15 protein-coding genes and 1 riboswitch are annotated in these 18,522 nt (G+C 53.1%); of the genes, 11 read left to right on the top strand and 4 right to left on the bottom strand.

Annotation, left to right across the window (positions count from 1 at the left end):
• Positions 1-204: 204 nt before the first annotated feature.
• From xylA to RB298_RS03320, 5 genes are all read left to right on the top strand, one after another.
• A complete protein-coding gene (gene xylA / locus RB298_RS03340) occupies positions 205-1,521 on the top strand; it encodes a xylose isomerase (protein WP_015737501.1) in 1,317 nt (438 codons plus the stop codon).
• Between the two features lie 217 nt (positions 1,522-1,738).
• Complete coding sequence (gene xylB / locus RB298_RS03335) at positions 1,739-3,235, top strand: xylulokinase (protein ID WP_096776933.1); 1,497 nt, start codon at positions 1,739-1,741, stop codon at positions 3,233-3,235.
• Positions 3,236-3,505: 270 nt separating this feature from the next.
• Positions 3,506-4,129 carry a bifunctional 4-hydroxy-2-oxoglutarate aldolase/2-dehydro-3-deoxy-phosphogluconate aldolase gene (locus tag RB298_RS03330; RefSeq protein ID WP_486045746.1) on the top strand — a complete coding sequence of 208 codons (624 nt, stop codon included), beginning with the start codon at positions 3,506-3,508 and terminating at the stop codon, positions 4,127-4,129.
• Positions 4,130-4,322: 193 nt separating this feature from the next.
• Positions 4,323-6,674 (top strand): YcdB/YcdC domain-containing protein, encoded by a 2,352-nt coding sequence (locus RB298_RS03325; protein ID WP_486045744.1) that lies wholly within the window; start codon positions 4,323-4,325, stop codon positions 6,672-6,674.
• A 107-nt stretch (positions 6,675-6,781) separates the two neighbouring features.
• Positions 6,782-7,924, top strand: coding sequence for a transglutaminase domain-containing protein (locus tag RB298_RS03320; protein WP_486045742.1), 1,143 nt, complete (start codon positions 6,782-6,784; stop codon positions 7,922-7,924).
• A 74-nt stretch (positions 7,925-7,998) separates the two neighbouring features.
• Here RB298_RS03320 and RB298_RS03315 read toward each other — a convergent pair whose 3' ends face one another.
• Both RB298_RS03315 and RB298_RS03310 read right to left on the bottom strand, forming a co-directional pair.
• Positions 7,999-9,450: an amino acid permease gene (locus RB298_RS03315; RefSeq protein WP_096776937.1), complete on the bottom strand. Its 1,452-nt coding sequence runs from the start codon at positions 9,448-9,450 to the stop codon at positions 7,999-8,001.
• Between the two features lie 113 nt (positions 9,451-9,563).
• Positions 9,564-9,745: riboswitch (Lysine riboswitch) on the bottom strand.
• A 118-nt stretch (positions 9,746-9,863) separates the two neighbouring features.
• Positions 9,864-10,994 carry a virulence factor gene (locus tag RB298_RS03310; protein ID WP_096776938.1) on the bottom strand — a complete coding sequence of 377 codons (1,131 nt, stop codon included), beginning with the start codon at positions 10,992-10,994 and terminating at the stop codon, positions 9,864-9,866.
• A 356-nt stretch (positions 10,995-11,350) separates the two neighbouring features.
• Between RB298_RS03310 and RB298_RS03305 the strand changes: the two genes are divergently transcribed.
• The 4 genes from RB298_RS03305 (at position 11,351) to RB298_RS03290 (ending at position 14,997) form a co-directional block, all read left to right on the top strand.
• The gene (locus tag RB298_RS03305; protein ID WP_486045739.1) at positions 11,351-12,703 is read left to right on the top strand and encodes a cytochrome ubiquinol oxidase subunit I; all 1,353 of its coding nucleotides are present in this window, start codon (positions 11,351-11,353) and stop codon (positions 12,701-12,703) included.
• Positions 12,700-13,731 carry a cytochrome d ubiquinol oxidase subunit II gene (locus RB298_RS03300; RefSeq protein WP_375121784.1) on the top strand — a complete coding sequence of 344 codons (1,032 nt, stop codon included), beginning with the start codon at positions 12,700-12,702 and terminating at the stop codon, positions 13,729-13,731. The genes RB298_RS03305 and RB298_RS03300 overlap by 4 nt, the downstream gene beginning before the upstream one ends.
• Positions 13,732-13,736: 5 nt before the next feature.
• Positions 13,737-13,838, top strand: coding sequence for a cytochrome bd oxidase small subunit CydS family protein (gene cydS / locus RB298_RS03295; RefSeq protein ID WP_015737491.1), 102 nt, complete (start codon positions 13,737-13,739; stop codon positions 13,836-13,838).
• 127 nt (positions 13,839-13,965) lie between these two features.
• The gene (locus tag RB298_RS03290) at positions 13,966-14,997 is read left to right on the top strand and encodes an MBL fold metallo-hydrolase (RefSeq protein ID WP_096776941.1); all 1,032 of its coding nucleotides are present in this window, start codon (positions 13,966-13,968) and stop codon (positions 14,995-14,997) included.
• 90 nt (positions 14,998-15,087) lie between these two features.
• On the opposite strand, the gene RB298_RS03285 is transcribed toward RB298_RS03290, so the two are convergent.
• A complete protein-coding gene (locus RB298_RS03285; RefSeq protein ID WP_486045736.1) occupies positions 15,088-15,282 on the bottom strand; it encodes a hypothetical protein in 195 nt (64 codons plus the stop codon).
• 160 nt (positions 15,283-15,442) lie between these two features.
• Here RB298_RS03285 and RB298_RS03280 point away from each other — a divergent pair, with 160 nt between their 5' ends.
• A complete protein-coding gene (locus RB298_RS03280; RefSeq protein WP_090913202.1) occupies positions 15,443-17,068 on the top strand; it encodes an ABC-F family ATP-binding cassette domain-containing protein in 1,626 nt (541 codons plus the stop codon).
• A 116-nt stretch (positions 17,069-17,184) separates the two neighbouring features.
• On the opposite strand, the gene RB298_RS03275 is transcribed toward RB298_RS03280, so the two are convergent.
• Positions 17,185-17,373 (bottom strand): hypothetical protein, encoded by a 189-nt coding sequence (locus RB298_RS03275; protein WP_486045734.1) that lies wholly within the window; start codon positions 17,371-17,373, stop codon positions 17,185-17,187.
• Between the two features lie 222 nt (positions 17,374-17,595).
• On the opposite strand from RB298_RS03275, the gene RB298_RS03270 reads away from it, so the two are divergent.
• Positions 17,596-18,471, top strand: coding sequence for a cation diffusion facilitator family transporter (locus tag RB298_RS03270; RefSeq protein ID WP_036663860.1), 876 nt, complete (start codon positions 17,596-17,598; stop codon positions 18,469-18,471).
• Positions 18,472-18,522 lie beyond the last annotated feature (51 nt).

Here is an 18,522-nt window from a genome sequence, read left to right as displayed (position 1 = left end):
ATGTGGAGGAAGGGTGTACCCTGGATTAGACGTGGAACATGTCCTTTGCCGCAGAGCGAAACCGTCACAACGGCAGGCGGAATCGCTTTTGAAAAACTTGTAAAGGAATAACTTTGTTTAACCAATAGACAAAGTGGTGGAGCTGTGATAGGATAACCTTGTAAGCGTTAACCACACCTTAACAAGGTATAGGAGGATTTATTCATGGCCTATTTTAACAACATTAGCAAAGTCGAGTACGAAGGCAGCAAATCGACCAACCCTTATGCTTTTAAATTTTATAATCCGACAGAAGTCGTAGCCGGCAAAACGATGGAAGAGCATCTCCGTTTCGCGATGGCTTACTGGCATACATTGACTGCAGGCGGCTCCGATCCGTTCGGTGCCGACACGGCGGTTCGTCCTTGGGGCAACTACTCCGGCATGGACCTTGCCAAAGCACGCGTTGAGGCAGGCTTTGAATTCATGGAGAAGATGAACCTTCCGTATTTCTGCTTCCACGACGTGGACATTGCGCCGGAAGGCAGCAGCCTGCGCGAGTTCTACAGCAACATCGATACGATCGTGGACTCGATTGAAGACCACATGAAGTCCACCGGCAAAAAATTGCTGTGGAACACGGCCAACATGTTCACGAATCCTCGTTTCATGCATGGTGCGGGCACTACGTGCAACGCCGATGTATACGCTCATGCGGCAGCGCAAATCAAGAAGGGCCTCGAAGTAGGCAAACGCCTCGGCGCCGAGAACTACGTGTTCTGGGGAGGCCGTGAAGGCTACGAGACCCTGCTGAACACGGATATGGGCCTTGAACTGGATAACCTGGCGCGCCTGTTCCATATGGCGGTGGATTACGCGAAGGAAATCGGCTTTGACGCTCAGTTCCTGATCGAGCCTAAACCGAAGGAGCCGACCAAGCACCAATATGACTTCGATGCGGCTACTACGATTGCATTCCTGCAGAAATACGGTCTCGACAAACACTTTAAATTGAATCTCGAAGCAAACCACGCCACGCTGGCCGGTCATACCTTCGAACATGAGCTTCGCGTAGCACGCATCAACGGCATGCTCGGTTCCCTCGACGCGAACCAAGGCGATATGCTTATCGGATGGGATACGGACGAATTCCCGGTTAACATCTATGACGCTACATTGACGCTGTACGAAGTGCTGATGAACGGCGGCCTCGGCCGCGGCGGCGTGAACTTCGACGCGAAGGTTCGCCGTCCATCCTTCGAGCCGGAAGATCTGTTCCATGCGCACATCGCTGGTATGGATACTTACGCAAAAGGCTTGAAAGTGGCAGCGAAGCTGATCGAAGACCGCGTATTCGAGGACTTCATCGCGAAGCGCTACAGCAGCTTTAATGAAGGCATCGGCGCTGACGTCGTATCCGGTAAGGCTACGCTGGCTTCCCTTGCGGAATACGCGCTGAACAACGAGTCCCCTCGCAAAAACGAGTCCGGACGCCAAGAAATGCTGAAGGCGATTCTGAATCAGTACATTCTTGCGAATTAATTCATAACGGTACGGCTGTTTAAGCTTGTTCCATGAAATCCAAAACCTTCACCGGCTCCCTCCAGGGATGCCGGTGTACTTATTTCAAACCGGAAACGATGGCGCGATCGATGGTCGGCAGTCATTGGAGGCATGTCCCGGACCAGACGATGCGTCTAGGGGAGAATGCCAACGATGTTTTCACGTTCGGTTCATGAGGAGACGAAGGAGGATATAGATGAGTTACGTTATCGGAGTTGATTTGGGGACCAGTGCCGTGAAGACCGTGCTGGTGGACCGCAGCGGCACGGTGGTTGCCGAGCATTCGGAGTCATACCCGCTGAGCCAGCCGAAGCCCGGTTACAGCGAACAGCGGCCGGAGGACTGGGTGGACAAAACGGTATTGTCGCTACGACAATTAATGAAAGGAAACAACATACATCCATCCGAGGTTGAGGGATTGAGCTTCTCCGGCCAAATGCATGGTTTGGTCCTGGTAGACGGAGAGGGCGCCGTGCTGCGGCCGGCGATCCTGTGGAACGACACCCGGACAACGGCGCAATGCCGCCGCATCGAGGAGACCTTGCAGGAGAAGCTGCTCGGCATTGCACGCAATCGCGCGCTGGAAGGCTTCACTCTGCCGAAGATTCTCTGGGTTCAGGAGTTTGAGCCGGAAGTGCTCGAACGGGCTGCCCTGTTCCTGCTGCCTAAGGATTACGTGCGTTTCCGCTTGACCGGACAATACGCGATGGACTACTCCGATGCAGCCGGCACGCTGCTGCTGGACGTGGCCGGGAAATCCTGGAGCACCGACATTCTGGATGCTTTCCAGCTGCCGCACACCTTATGCCCGCCGTTGGTCGAATCCTTCGACGAATGCGGCACGCTGCTCCCCGAGATTGCCGAGCAAGCCGCTCTGCTGCCGGAGACGAAGGTATTTGCCGGCGGGGCGGACAACGCCTGCGGCGCTATCGGCGCCGGCATTCTCGAAGAAGGGCAGACGATGTGCAGCATTGGTACATCGGGCGTGGTGCTGTCCTATGAGGAGCGCCGTGAGGTGGATTTTGAAGGAAAGGTCCATTTCTTTAACCATAGCGAGAAAGACGCTTATTATATCATGGGGGTAACCCTCGCAGCGGGATACAGCCTGACCTGGTTCAAGGATACCTTTGCTCCGGATGTTTCCTTTGACGCGCTGTTAAGCGATATCGGGAATATCCCGGTAGGCAGCGGCGGGCTGCTGTTCACGCCGTATATTGTCGGCGAACGCACGCCCCATCCGGACGCCACCATCCGCGGCAGCTTCATTGGCATGGACGCCGGGCATAAGCTGCCTCACTTTGCGCGTTCGGTACTCGAGGGGATCACGTTCTCTCTCCGCGAATCCATCGATATCCTACGGGCATCGGGCAAGCAGATCGACCGCGTGATTTCCATTGGCGGCGGAGCCAAGAACGAGACCTGGCTGCAGATGCAGGCGGATGTGTTCAACGCGGAAATCGTGAAGCTGGAAAGCGAGCAGGGCCCGGCCATGGGCGCGGCGATGCTTGCAGCTTACGGCTGCGGCTGGTTCCCAAGCCTTCAGGACTGCGCGAAGGCGTTTTTGCGGCCGGCACGCTCGTATTCTCCAAACCCGCAAGCGGTTCAGGCCTATGACAAATTGTTTGGACTCTATCAAAGCGTATACGGAGCCACGCGTGAACTTGGCGCGGAGCTGTCCGAATTCCGCGGATAACCTGCAGATGTTGAAGAGCAGGTCGGGAAGACATTTCTCCCGGCCTGCTTTTTTTGCGTGAACGCTCCGGACCGCATATACTTGAAGCAGGTTGAAGTCATAAGCAGGTTACGCCGGGGAATGAGGGTCGACCCTCTTCGATGGGAACCGGTTTGGATATCGATTTTCAGGTTCCCTTTATTGGATGGCCTGTGATCATTGTGTAACATCTGCGGCCAATCCGATTAAGGATGGCGCGGAAAGTGTAAAAAAAGAGATGGGGGGACGTCAATGAAACTGACAGCCGAACTGAAACGCGAGAAAATCGTTGCTATCGTGCGCGGCATTCCAAAAGAACAAGCGGGCTTCGTGGGGGAAGGGTTGGCCCGGGGCGGAATCCGGTTTATGGAAGTGACGATGAATACGAAGGGCGCTTTACATATGATTCAGGATTGGCGCGCCCGCTATGACGGTGACGTGTATGTCGGCGCGGGTACCGTCCTAGATGTGGAGATGGCCAAGGAAGCGGTCTCTGCCGGAGCCCAATTCCTGATCTCGCCGAACACGGATCTTTCCGTCATCGAATTTGCCCTGGAGCAGGGAATCGACGTATGGCCCGGGGCGATGACGCCAACGGAGATCGTTGCGGCGTACGCCGCCGGGGCGGAGATCGTGAAGCTGTTTCCTATGGCAAGCCTCGGCTTGTCGTTTATCCGGGAGCTTCAGGGCCCGCTGAATCACATTCCGCTGCTTGCCACGGGCGGAGTTACGCTGGGCAATCTTCCGGATTATTTTAACGCAGGCGCGGCAGCGGTGGGTTTAGGGAGCGCGCTGCTTCCGAAGGATGCGCTTGCGTCCGGGAATTCGGACGAGATCCAGCGCCGTGCAGCGGCTTTCGTGGAAGCGGCGAAATAGTTACACTTTGTTCATCCTTAACCACGCAGGTTATGTTTTGGAAGCTTACTACATAAGGAATATATAGACAAGTTATGGTATTATTTAGGTAGCTTGGTTATGTCATTGCTGCCGTGTACAGGCACTTGTTGAGGATAGCATCGTGTGTAAGTAATGCATGGTTAGGTTCAAGAAATGGAAGGGAGCGAATCAAGTGAATCCATCGGGGAAGAAGAAAGTAAGGGTAAAAAAGACCGTTTGTGCGGTTACGGCTACGGCCATGCTTTGTTTGGCGCAGCCGGTATGGGGGGATAATTCCGTTCCGGGCAGCGGAGTCGCTGTATCCGAAACGGTAACTTCCGTCGACAGCAGTGGTCAAGCCGGTTCCGAAAGCGTTACGGATAACGAAATACCGAAGGGTGCAAAAATTTCGTCCAAACAGGCGGAAGAAATCGTGAAGAAGGCTTTTCCTGAACTCAAGAATGTAAAGGTGTCGAACGTGCAGTTCCTGGAGAATGACGACATGAGATCAAGTGCGCTTGCATGGGATCTGCAATTGGTGTTGACCAAAGGGAACTCAAGCTCCGGCTTCAATGCCCAGGTCAATGCGGTTACGGGTGAACTTATTCATATCTATCTCCCTAACTCTTTGTTGAAGCAGGATAGCGACAAACCGGCGTTAACCCGGGAAGTAGCCAAGGAGAAGGCGCTGAAATGGATCAGCACCCACGTGTCGGACGTGAAGGCAAGCGAGCTTAAGGAGAATGAAGCGTATCTCGGTATGCAAGCTGCTTTGTTCAGTCCGCCCCGGTTTGATTTCTATTTCCAGACCTCGGTGAACGGAATTGAATCGGATGTGAACAGCATTACGATCACGCTGGATGGACAGGGCAATACGATTCAATATTCCCGCAATCAAGTCAGTGAGGAGTTTCCTTCATCTACGCCGAAATTGAACGAGGCCTCGATCCGCAAATTGTTTGAAGATCAATTCCAAGTATCCTTGGCCTATGTGCCGGAAAATTTATATAACAATGCCAAAGGCGAATATTTTTTAGGTTACATACCTAATGATCTGTCAGGTTATTCAATGGATGCCAATACCGGCAAATTCATCAGTTTCACGGGGGAAGAGAGCGGGCTTGTCTCCGTTGAGGACGGCACGATTCCGGCAACCGAAGAAACCTTTAAGCCGATCGCGGGTCCATTCGCCGGCGGTGATGCGGCAGCCCGATGGGTGGAGTCGCAGATCAAGCTGCCGTCAGGCTTGAAGACAGAATCCAAGAGTCTAGGTACAAGATGGAACAACAAAGAGGTTAAGACGTGGAACATCAGATGGGGCGAACATGCGATCTCCGCCATGGGCGGAGGAGAGATGGTATCCGCAGAGGTGGACGCCAAGACCGGACAGATCTACTCGTACAACCGATATCGTTATGACCGGACCGAAACTGCGGAAGTGAAGAACCCGATTTCGCAGCAGGCTGCGCAGGATCTTGCTTTCAAGACGGTAAGCAAGCTGGTGCCCAACGCTTCCGAGGAATGGAAGCTGACATCGGTTGATAAAATGGGTAAGGACACGAAAACCCTCAACTATCAATTTTCATTCCAGCGCTATGTCGGCGATATTCGCGTCATGGGCGATTCCCTGAACCTCACGATTGAGGCCAACGGGCAAATCCAGGGCTTTAGCGTGAATTCGGAAGGCGTCCTCTCCAAGCTGCCAACGGACGTAAAGCCGGCCATTACCGAGGAGCAGGCTAGAGCGCAGTATTTGAAGGAGATCGACCTGAAGCTGAAATACGGCTATTACGGCGGTTACCTGTCTGCCAATAATGAAATCACCAAGCCATTCATCAAGCTGATTTATTATCCGACACATAAACAGCAGGCTTTAGGCGGCATGCAGGTACCGCTCGATGCCAAGAGCGGAGAATGGCGCGATATCATGCCGGAAATGAACCGGAAGGATATTCCGCCAGTGACTGACGCGGCGGGGCATTCAGCCGAAGCGGCTCTCAAGGAGCTGGTGAAATATCGGGTATTGGTTCCGGACAAGGACGGCAAGGTGTACCCGGATCGTCAGATCACCCTTGGAGAATGGTATCAGCTGGTAGCGGCTTCGGTTAGCCCATCCTACGAGCAGGTGTACGGAAGATCCACCATGGATCCGTACGCGGGCCTGCAGCCGGACCATCCGTATTACCAGGCCATCCAAGTGCTGATCGGGCAGAACTGGATTCCGTATGACCCGGACAGCCCGCTGCAGCTGGACCGTAAGCTGACCAGGGATGAACTGGCAAGCTCGCTGACCCGGATTTTGAATTACGAGAAGCTGTCCAAAGCCTTTATTCTTCCAACCGATGTGCAGGGGATATCCGATGCCGACGCCGTGACGAACAAAGGCGCAGCCCTGATCGCGCTCAAGCTGGGACTTCTTCCGGCGGTGGATGGCAAGTTCCTGCCTAATCGCGAAGTGACGCGCGCGGAAGCGGCTGAGGTTCTGGTCCGCATGTCGAAGCTGGCGGGGCGAAGCGATTCCTTCTTGTCCTCATTCTATTGGTAGTATTTAATATTCGTGCCCGGTCGACAAAACTAGAACCCTTAAGCCCTGATGTTATGTGTTACAATGATGGTGCATACGGATGAGGAAGATGAAGGGCGGGTGTACCGATGAAACGAAGCCGAGGAACGATCGTTAAATTACTGTTCATAGGGACTTTGGCGGTAACCGTTGCAGCAGTACCAGAACCAGCAAATCTCAGTGATGTCTATGCCACTTCCAACAAAGCGGTCGTGAAGTCGGTCCATGCGATACAGCAGAAACTGCTGACAGCGATGAGCGACAGGCAATCGACGGTGCGTTTTGTTTACCAGGGCGAGACCAAATCGCTGAAATCGCAGCTAAAAGACGCACTTGATCAGGCGATGGCCAGTGATCCTTATATCCATTACACCATTGCCAGCTATAGCTACGACTATCGTGGAACATCCAGTTCCGCCAATGTTACCGTCCGGTTGAGCTATCGCGAGACCGCGGAGCAGACGAACTACGTGAACCAGCATACCGACCGCATTTTGAAGCAGATCATCAAGCCGGGCATGAATGATCATGAGAAGGTGAAAGCCATCCATGATTGGGTTGTCCGCAACTTGAAATACGATACGACGCTTACGAAATATACGGCCTATGACGGGCTTTACACGGGGAGCACGGTATGCCAGGGTTATTCTCTATTAACTCATAAGCTGCTGAAGGAAGCCGGGATTCAGAACAAAATCGTGGAGGGTACGGCTTACGCCTCCGACAATCCACAAGGCCAGCTCCATGCCTGGAATCTGGTCCTTTTGGACGGCAAATGGTACCACCTGGACACGACGTGGAACGATCCCGTTCCTGATCGTGACAACGAGGTATCCTACACGTATTACCTCCGAACGGATGAGCAGATGGGCCGGGATCATACCTGGGTGAAATCCTATCCGAAGGCGAATACGCTTTACCGCAACACGCTGGCCGGACTGGCCGCGAAGGATCGTTCGAAAGCGGGATCATATGAAGCGATTAAGAAGGATCTGGAGTATCAGTTATACGATGCCCGCGCCATCGTCAGCTCCCACCTTCAGCTTCAGCCGCTGGTGAAGGCAGCGAAGGCGGAAGGCAGCCGTAAGCTGGTATTCCGGTTTGACGGGAGCGAGCGAGAGCTTGTGAGCGTGCTCCAGCAGCTGCAGTTAAAGAACAATCTGGGGTCCATCAAGTATTACCACAATGCTTTTGAAAACACGGGTGATCTTAGAGTGCAGATCATATGGTAGATGTCCGTGCCAAATGAAAAACAGCTTCCTCCCAACAACGGGAGGAAGCTGTTTTTTTTGCATGTTCGTCTTTATTATGATTTGGCATCCGTGCTCAAATCGCACTCATCCAATGGCACGATGCGGCTCTTCTTAATCAAGCGGTAGCCGAACCAGATGGAGAGGAACAACGGAATGCTGACATACGTGGCAATGATCGTTAACCAGTCGATCTTCCCGCTGAAATTGCCTTGACCGATAATGGCCACGAGACAGAGCAGGAAAGCGAAGATGGGGCCGAAGGGGAACCAGCGCGCACGGAACGGAAGATCCTTCAGGTCCTTGCCTTGGGCAACGTAGGCTTTGCGGAAGCGGTAATGACTCACCGCAATCGCCAGCCAGTTAATGAATCCGCACATCCCGGAGGCGTTAAGAAGCCACACGTAAACGACGCCATCGCCGAAGAAGGAGGCCAGGAACGCCAGCATGCCCACGGCGGAGGTTACGATCAGGGCTGCAACCGGCACGCCGCGGCTGTTCAGGCGGCTCAGCCATTTCGGAGCCATGCCCTGCTTCGCCATGGCATACAGGACGCGGGTCGAGGCATACATCCCGGAGTTGCCGGCAGACAGCACGGAGCTGAGAATGACCGCATTCATTACGGAAGCCGCAAACGCAAGGCCGGCTTTCTCAAACACCAGGGTGAATGGGCTGACACCGATATTGTCGACCCCGGATTGAAGCAAGCTCGGATGGGTGTACGGGATCAGCATGCCAATAACAAAAATGGCGAAAATATAGAAGATCAGGATGCGCCAGAAAACCTGACGAATGGCTTTGGGCACATGTTTTCTCGGATTCTCGCTTTCGCCTGCGGCTACCCCGATCAGCTCGGTTCCCTGAAAGGAGAAGCCTGCAGCCATAAACACGCCGACCAGCGCGAAGAATCCGCCGTGTACCGGCCCGTCGCCTAGGCTAAAGTTGCTGAATCCGACCGCTTCGCCGCCAAGAATACCGAAAATCATCATAACGCCGATGATAAGAAATACAATGACGGTCGCTACTTTAATGATAGCAAACCAATATTCCGATTCGCCGTATCCTTTGGCGGATAGAATGTTTAAGCCGAACATAATCGCCAGGAACAGAAGGCTCCACAGAAATGACGGGCTGTCCGGGAACCAGAACTTGATTATAACCGTCGCCGCCGCGAGCTCGGCGGCAATGGTAACGGCCCAGTTGTACCAGAAGTTCCAGCCGACGGCAAATCCGAAGGCGGGACTGACAAACCGGGAGGCGTAGGTGCTGAATGAGCCGGAATCCGGAAGATACGTAGCGAGTTCGCCCAGGCTGGTCATCAGAAAGTAAACCATGAGGCCTACGGCGGCATACGCGATAAGCGCTCCGCCCGGACCGGCAGAGGCGATGGCCGTTCCGCTTGCCAGGAACAGGCCCGTACCGATTGATCCGCCAAGGGCGATCATCGTCATATGACGGGCTTTAAAGCTCTGCTTAAGCGAAGCAGCCGGTGCTTTTTTGCGATTCAAGGTCGAACACTCCTTCTATACATTAAGAAATGATATTTAAAATATACCCTGTTAGAACAAAAAGACCGCAGGTCCTATACCTGCGGTCTTGATCGTATCCGCATCATACCCTCCATGAAGATAGCACAACACGAGGAAATTCCCCCGTGACAGTTCCGTCTCTTTCGACAACGGCCCCAGCACAGGATACAAGAGGATACCCTGCACTTCGGCATTCATGCCTTTCACTGTGCTTCACCGGCTTCTCTTTGCCTCGGCACAACTACTGATCATGTCTGCAACCTCTACCTCATCTTGGAATGATGAGGCTATCTGTATATTCAATTCTAACAAGAGAGTCCTAAGTATAAATCACATTCCATGTCATAAGCAATGGTTAATTTTTACGGTTCAAGTCGGTTTCCGCCGAGCGATTACGATTGATTCCGTTTAGCCATTTGCTGCCAGACGGTTCCGGCAGCTTCTTCGCCGGATTCGATGCGCTCCAGCGCCATTCGCGCCTGCAGGCTTACTTCGAATTCCGGATCGTTGGCCGCTTCTTCAAGGGCGGAACGCGCTTCCTCCGTACCGACTTCGTATAGGAAGCGGGCTGCACGCCAGCGAACGATCTTGCTGCTGTCTTTGAGCGATTCGACCATGACCGGGGTAGCGGCGGCATCGCCGATATCGGACAAGGTATCTCCAGCGGTACGGCGAACGGCCGGCGTTTCGTCGCGCATGGCTTCATACAGGAGCTCCATCGCTTCAGGCGTCCGAAGGTCGCCCAAGTACACAACGACGAGCCGTCGGATCTGCATCTTCGGATCCCGAAGCGCTTTGCGAAGCAGCGGAATGTGTTTCTCCGTCGGCTCCAGCGCATCCAGCGCGGCATAACGTACGCGCCAGTCCTCATCCTGCATCGCGGCCTCGGTTTCCTCGTCCGTCAGCTTCCGGCGCTGCTCGACGAAATCCTCGTCGCTGGCACCGTGGGCAATCGCCTGGGCAATGACCTTATCGAGGCGCTCCTGCGGGAATGCGGCTTCCAGCTCCTGCTCCACGTCACGGGCGATGTCTTCCAGCTGGCCGTAGCGTACGCCGTACTCCTTGAGCTTGCGTTCCTTGATAAGCGAGGAAGTCCCTACCGCGGCTACGGCTTGGGAGAAGCGCTCCGACAGACCGATACGTTCTTCCTGATTCCCGCTTTTGACACGAATTTGCATCGGAATATTGCGGAAATATTGCACGAACACTTGGGCTTCCCCGAATGCGATATCATCAGCGCCTTCCTTGAGTCCGGCGGCGAGTCCCTCCTGGCCGAATATTTCCTGAACGGCGCCCAGAATGGAAGGCCAATCGGCGTTGCCTTTACGGTCGAGCGCGATGAAATCGAGGGTGTGGAACACGCTCTTTACGCCAGGGATATGGAGCAGCTGCCTGATCCAGGGAGGAGCCGACCGTTCGTTGTCTAGTGTATATGTTCTGCGAATTCCGGACTCCAGGGTTTCGTCAAGATGAAGCATCATGGAGTTCGGGCTCGGGGTTGGTTCAATGAATGTAATTTTCATGGTTTTTTATCGCCTCCTTATCCTCTTATTGTACCTCTTTTCCATGCCGGAAAAAACATCATGCACAGGATTCCAACAAATTGACCGGACTTTGGATAAAAAGAGGAAGGGTTTGTAAAACTGATAATGTTGGATGGAATTCATTCATGTTTTTCAAAGAATTACGGCGAAGGGCGGCACCCCTTGCAGGAAGTCCGAAATACATAAGGGAGGCTAGGCTGTCGATGTACAGGAAGCAGGAGAAAAAGCTTGCGATTCTATGTTTTATCGTGGCGGCCATTATGCTGTACGGGGCCGTGAAAGGATATTTGCGCTACATGCATCATTTTGGATAACACACCCGAGGAGTGAACCTGATGTCATCACTGGATCCAGTACTGATGAGCCGGATACTGACCGGACTGACCCTGTTTGTACATATTGTTCTGGCAACCATCGGCGTCGGGATTCCCATTATGCTGGCTCTGGCGGAGTGGAGGGGGATCCGGACGGGGGACGACCATTATACCTTGCTCGCCAGGCGCTGGGCGCGGGGATACGTGATTACCGTAGCTGTCGGCGTCGTGACAGGAACCGCCATCGGCTTGCAGCTCAGCCTGCTGTGGCCCACCTTTATGCGCGTAGCCGGTAAGGCCATTGCGCTGCCGCTGTTCATGGAAACCTTCGCTTTTTTTGTGGAGGCGATCTTTCTTGGCATTTATCTCTATACGTGGGATCGGTTCAAAAACAAATGGACCCACTTGCTGCTGCTAATTCCCGTGGCGATCGGCTCCTCCGCTTCTGCATTCTTTATCACGAGCATGAATGCATTTATGAACCAGCCGCAGGGCTTTGAGCTGGTGGACGGGGTGTTTACGAACGTGAATCCGTTCGTGGCCATGTTCAATCCGGCGACGCCGACCAAGGTGAGCCATGTGCTGGCGTCGGCGTTTACGACAAGCGCAGCGGCGCTGGCCAGCATCGCGGCTTTCAGCTTACTTCGGGGAAGCAGGCACGTCTATTTTAAGAAAGCGCTGAAGCTCACCGTCGTTTCCACCTTTGTGTTTGCCGCGGCCACCGTGATGATCGGAGACTTTTCCGGCAAATTCCTGGCCAAATACCAGCCCGAGAAACTGGCGGCCGCCGAGTGGCATTTTGAAACGATGAGACAAGCCCCGCTCATTTACGGCGGCTTTCTGGATGAGAATAACGAAATCAAGTATGCGTTAAAGATTCCGTACGCGCTTAGCATACTGGCAGGGAACAGCCCCAGTACGGAGGTCATCGGCCTGAATGAATTTCCGGAGAACGAGAGACCGCCGATGTCCGTGCATTATTTTTTTGATTTGAAGGTGACCAGCGGCGCCGTGATCGTTCTGATTCCTCTCCTGTATATGTTCCGAAGGAAACTTCCTGGCAAAAAGCCTTACCCAAAGTGGCTGCTGCTCAGTATATTGGCTTTAGGGCCTTTATCGATGTCAGCCATATGGCTGGGCTGGTTCCTTGCCGAGATCGGAAGGCAGCCGTGGATTGTGCGGGGCTATATGAAGGTATCGGATGCGGCGACCACTTCATCGAGCGTCGGCTGGATGCTGGTGCTGTTTATTCTACTGTATTTGGTCTTGTCCGTATCCGCAATCCGCGTGCTGAGCCAATTGTTCCGGAATAAAAGCGCGGAAGAGGAAATCCGGCTGCTGGGACTCGAAATCGAAGGAGGAGACCGCAAGTGAGCTATGCCATGGTAGCCATAACCGTTCTATGGACGTTCCTGTTCGGCTATTTGCTGGTGGCCTCGATTGATTTCGGTGCTGGATTCTTCAGCTTCTATAGCGTGCTTACCGGACATGAGAACAAGATCCACAATATCATCCAGCGATACCTGTCTCCCGTTTGGGAAGTGACCAATGTGTTCCTGATCTTTTTTGTGGTCGGGCTCGTCGGATTCTTTCCCGATGCCGCGTATTATTATGGTACCGCGCTGCTTGTCCCGGGCAGCTTGGCGCTAGTGCTGCTTGCCATCCGAGGCGCTTACTACGCCTATCATACGTATGGCAGCCAGACGGGCAACAATATCGTATACATGGGACTATACGGAGCGACGGGGCTGCTCATTCCTGCCGCCTTGTCGACGATATTGGCCATCTCCGAAGGCGGCATCATCTATATGGACGGCGGGAAGGTGGAGCTTCACTGGTACACGTTCTTCACGAATCCGTACACGTGGTCGGTCATTCTGCTTGCCCTTGTCAGCGTTCTGTACATCTCGGCGATGTTCCTGTCCTATTACGCGCAGCGTGCCGGGGATGAGGTGGCGTTCGGCGTGGTACGGGGTTATGCACTGGGGTGGAGCGGGCCGACGATCCTGGCTTCGGTTTTCGCGTTTTTCCAGATCAACCATCAGAATCCGGTCCATTTTGGGCAAATGCTGGATATCGCCTGGATGTTTATCGCGTCGTTCGTCTGCTTTGTGATCGCGGTATACCTCGTGTGGAAACGCACCCGCCTTGGCATCGCATTTATCATGGTCATGCTTCAATTCGCTTTTGCCTGGTACGGATATGGTCGCTCGCATCTGCCGTACATTCTCTATGATTACATCCACATTGATGAGAGCATCACCAACGATACGATGGCCATCGCTTTGATTACCGCGTTTATTCTCGGCTTCTGCGTGCTGGTGCCTTCCCTGATCCTGCTGATGCGATTGTTTCTGTTCGATGCGAACTACATTCGCGGCAAATCCGCGAAGAAGGGGTGAGGCAAGTGGAGGACTTCGGCATTTTCATAGCACCGCTGCTCACGGTACTGGCTGCCGTAGCCTTTATGGCGATTTACGTCGTCAAGTATAAAGACCCTTCGGATTGAGGGATGGACAAAATAAATCCGGGCTGTTTCGCCAAGAATCATTCGGTGTAAAAAGAACAACAAAGCGCAAAGTTGAGCGGATAGCTCAATACGGGTAAAATACAGGGTAATGGAAGGAGGAGGCTGCATGCCAAGAATTCGCTATAACAATATCGATAACGTCAGCACGGACAAAACGCTTAAACAGTTCAAGCAGTGGCGCGACGAACGTCGTCAGAAGAAGAAGGATTATTCCTACTGCATTCCGAACCTGACGCCGGATCTTCAGTATTTGCATAGCAACCGGCACGAAACCTCCGTTACCTGGATCGGGCACGCCACGTTCTTCATTCAATACGAAGGCATGAATATTGTGACTGATCCCGTATGGGCGCGGAGAATGGGGTTTAATAAGCGCCTTGGGGAACCTGGACTTCCCATTCATGAGATCCCCCCGATCGATGTCATTTTGATATCGCATTCCCACTATGACCATATGCATGTTTCCTCGATCCGTAAGCTGTACCGTGCGGATACCACCATCATTGTACCGGTTGGTTTGCGTCGGAAAATGATCAATAAAGGCTTTCGCCGCGTGATCGAACTGCAGTGGTGGGAATCGGTCGCCATAAAAGGCGTGAAATTCTCCTTCGTGCCGACACAGCATTGGACGCGGCGGACACCGTTTGATACGAATACGTCCCATTGGGGAGGATTCGTGATGGAGCCCGTGCTGCAGGATGGAAAGACGGATTCGAGTTCTTCCGATGAATCGCCATGCAATAACGAACCCGTCGCAGAGGACGGTACCCGACTGCTTCCGCCGAATTTGTATTTTGCCGGAGACAGCGGTTATTTCGAGGGTTTTAAGCTGATCGGCGAACGGTTCAACATTCACCTCGCTTTGATGCCGATCGGGGCATACGAGCCGGAGTGGTTCATGACGTCGCAGCACGTCAATCCGGAAGAGGCGCTGCAGGCGTTTCAGGACGTGAAGGCGGAGACGATGATTCCGATGCATTACGGGACCTTCAAGCTGGCCGATGATACGGCCAGGGAAGCGCTGGACCGGATGGAAGCGGAACGAAAGCGGCTCGGGATTGCCAAGGAGCGGATTCGCGTCTTGAAGTACGGGGAAACCTTCAAGGTTCAGCCGGAACGAAGAAGCGTGACTTCGTAACGGAAACCCAAGAAGCGATTCCGATCGGCATACACACTACAGACTGCCTAAAAAGGCCCGAAAGGTCGTATAACCTTTCGGGCCCATTTATTAGCTGCTTCTAATCGTCATCGTTTTGGGCCAAATGCCGACCGCTCTTGCGGCAGCAGCGTTTTTCTTAGCCAACTGCACGGGATCGTCAAATCGATTCCCGGTGAAGTCTATGGTAAGGCAGCGGATCCGGTCCGACTGGTTTCTTCTAATTAATAGAAACGCCTCGGTTCTATGAAACTTGGAAAAAAGCAATCTTTGATCGTCGGCCTCCTGTGGCTGGTCAGCATGAAATGGCCCATGCAGGAGGTTTTATTTGTTTAAAACCGTTTTATATCGTCCAGAAGCTTCGATAACCGCCGTACTTATGCTATAATGTGCTGAAACCAATAGTGATAAAGGATGGTAATGCTTAATGATCAGTACAAGCGGCGTAACGCTCCGCTATGGCAAACGAGCACTATTTGAAGATGTCAATATAAAATTCACCCCGGGCAACTGCTACGGCCTCATCGGCGCTAACGGGGCGGGTAAGTCTACATTTCTAAAAATCCTCTCCGGCGAGATCGAACCGAACTCAGGCGAGGTTCATATGACTCCCAACGAACGGATGGCGGTTCTGAAGCAGAACCACTATGAATATGACCAGTATCCGGTTCTGGAGACGGTCATCATGGGTCATGCCAGACTGTATACCATCATGAAAGAGAAGGATGCGCTGTATGCAAAAGCCGACTTCTCCGAAGAAGACGGCATGCGTGCGGGTGAGCTGGAAGGCGAATTCGCTGAGCTGAACGGATGGGATGCCGAGCCGGATGCGGCTGCGCTCCTGATCGGCCTCGGCATTCCGCGTGAGCTGCACGACAAGAAAATGTCGGAGCTGAGCGGCAACGAGAAGGTCCGCGTTCTCTTGGCCCAAGCATTGTTCGGCCGGCCGCATAACCTGCTGCTCGATGAGCCTACCAACCACTTGGACCTCGAATCGATTCAGTGGCTCGAGAACTTCCTGATGGATTATGAAGGCACCGTTATCGTGGTATCCCATGACCGTCACTTCCTGAACAAGGTATGTACGCATATTGCGGATATCGATTTCGGTAAAATCCAGCTGTATGTCGGCAACTACGACTTCTGGTATGAATCCAGCCAGCTGGCCCTCGCGCTCCAGCGCGAATCCAACAAGAAGAAGGAAGAGAAGATCAAGGAGCTTCAAGCCTTCATTCAGCGCTTCTCCGCGAATGCTTCGAAATCGAAGCAAGCGACATCCCGGAAGAAGCAGCTCGATAAAATTACGCTGGACGATATCCGTCCATCCAACCGTAAATATCCGTTCCTCAACTTCAAGCCTGAACGCGAAGCCGGCAAACAATTGCTGACCGTGGACAGCCTGACGAAGAGCGTGGAAGGCGAGAAAGTGCTGGACAACGTGAGTTTTGTCGTGAATAAAGGTGACAAAATTGCGTTTGTCGGACCAAACGGCTTGCCGAAAACGACCTTGTTCCAGGTCATCACCGGCGAAACCGAAGCGGAAGCCGGCGAATACAGCTGGGGCGTAACCACGACCCAAGCATATTTCCCGAAAGACAATTCGGCTTATTTCGACGGAGTCGACCTGAATCTCGTGGAATGGCTGCGCCAATATTCCAAGGATCAGGACGAAACGTTCCTGCGCGGATTCCTTGGCCGCATGCTGTTCTCGGGCGAGGAAGCGCTGAAGAAAGCGAGCGTATTGTCCGGAGGCGAGAAGGTTCGCTGCATGCTGGCCAAAATGATGCTGAACGGCGCGAACGTGCTGATCTTCGATGAGCCGACGAACCACTTGGATCTGGAGTCCATCACGGCGCTCAACAACGGCTTGATCGATTTCGACGGAACGATTCTGTTCACCTCGCATGACCATCAGTTCATTCAGACGATTGCCAACCGGATTATCGAGATTACGCCTAACGGCATCATCGACCGCAGCATGAGTTATGACGAGTATCTGGAGAGTGAAGAGATCAAGGGGCTTCGCGAAAGCATGTACCCGGTTGAAGTTTAAAAATTAAGCGGCGGGATGATGGTGATAAGCTGTCATCCCGCCTTTTCATTAAAAATGCTGCACCTCCCGGGTATGGGAGATGCAGCATTTTTTGGCGTGCGGTACGGATCGGCTCTTTACGAACCGCCGGTACGACGACGCTGGTTGTTTGGCTTTTTGTTGTTTTGGCTTTTCATTTTTTGCGCTGAATCGGCTTGGAATTGTCCCGGCTTGTTCGCGGATGTATTTTGCTGTTTCTTTTGTTCCAGCTTTTGCTTGATCGCATCAGCCAAATTCACTTTGCGTGGCTCATTATTCTCGGGCATAGAAATCACCCTCCTCTTCGTGTTCGCTTGTCCTCATTTTATTCGTTTTTAAATCGTCCGGCAAGGGTAACAATGATTAATACCATTTTCTACGTCCATGGTTCTTTGACCGAAGCAATTATGTTTCTCTAGACCCACACGAAAGACCTTTGCTAGGATTAAATATGGATAATGATGGATATCGCTTGAAGTCTGCACGGAGCAAGCAAAGGAGAGACGCGTATAGTGAATGCCTATGATAACATCAAACAAGGGGAGCGAGGGGCCTGGATCAGCATTGCGGCCTACCTCGTATTGTCATCGTTTAAAATATTCTGCGGATACTTGTTTGCATCCAGTGCTTTGCTCGCCGACGGTTTCAATAACCTGACGGATATCGTGGCATCGCTCGCCGTATTGATCGGGCTGCGGATTTCCCAGAAGCCGCCGGATTCCGATCATGCGTACGGACACTTGAGGGCGGAGACGATCGCGGCGCTGGTGGCCTCCTTCATCATGGCGGTCGTGGGCATCCAAGTGCTGGTTGAAGCCGTCCGTTCTTTTTTTGAAGGCTCCAAGGAAGTGCCGAATTTATGGTCTGCCGGCGTAGCCGGCATCTGTGCCGTTGCGATGCTGGGCGTATATCGTTACAATCGGAACCTTGCGCGGCGCATCGATAACCAGGCGCTGATGGCAGCGGCCAAGGATAACTTGTCCGATGCGCTCGTCAGCGTTGGGGCCGCTGTCGGCATCATCGGCGCACAATTCGGCCTGCCCTGGCTGGATACCGTGGCGGCCGTAGCGGTTGGCGTCATTATTTGCAAAACGGCTTGGGAAATATTCAGGGATTGTACCTATAGCCTCACCGACGGCTTTGATGAAAACCGTTTGTCGGATTTGCGCAGCACGATTGCCCGTACGCCCGGTGTCGAGGGAATCAAGGATATGAAAGCCCGAATCCACGGCAATCATGTATTGGTGGACGTCGTCATCGAGGTAGACCCGGATATCAGCGTTTTGGAGGGGCATCAGATCAGTGACCGAATCGAAGAGCAGATGGAGAAGATTCATAATATTATGAGCGTCCATATTCATGTGGAGCCTAAGGGATCCTCCTAAGGGATACCGAATGTGCAGGTATACAAATGGCAGGCCAAGATTCTCTTGACC

Origin of the sequence: Priestia sp. BR_2 (assembly GCF_041954005.1) — a bacterium.
In the GTDB taxonomy this organism is placed as follows: domain Bacteria; phylum Bacillota; class Bacilli; order Paenibacillales; family Paenibacillaceae; genus Paenibacillus_AQ; species Paenibacillus_AQ lautus_A.
This window is presented reverse-complemented; position numbering and strand designations above follow the sequence as displayed.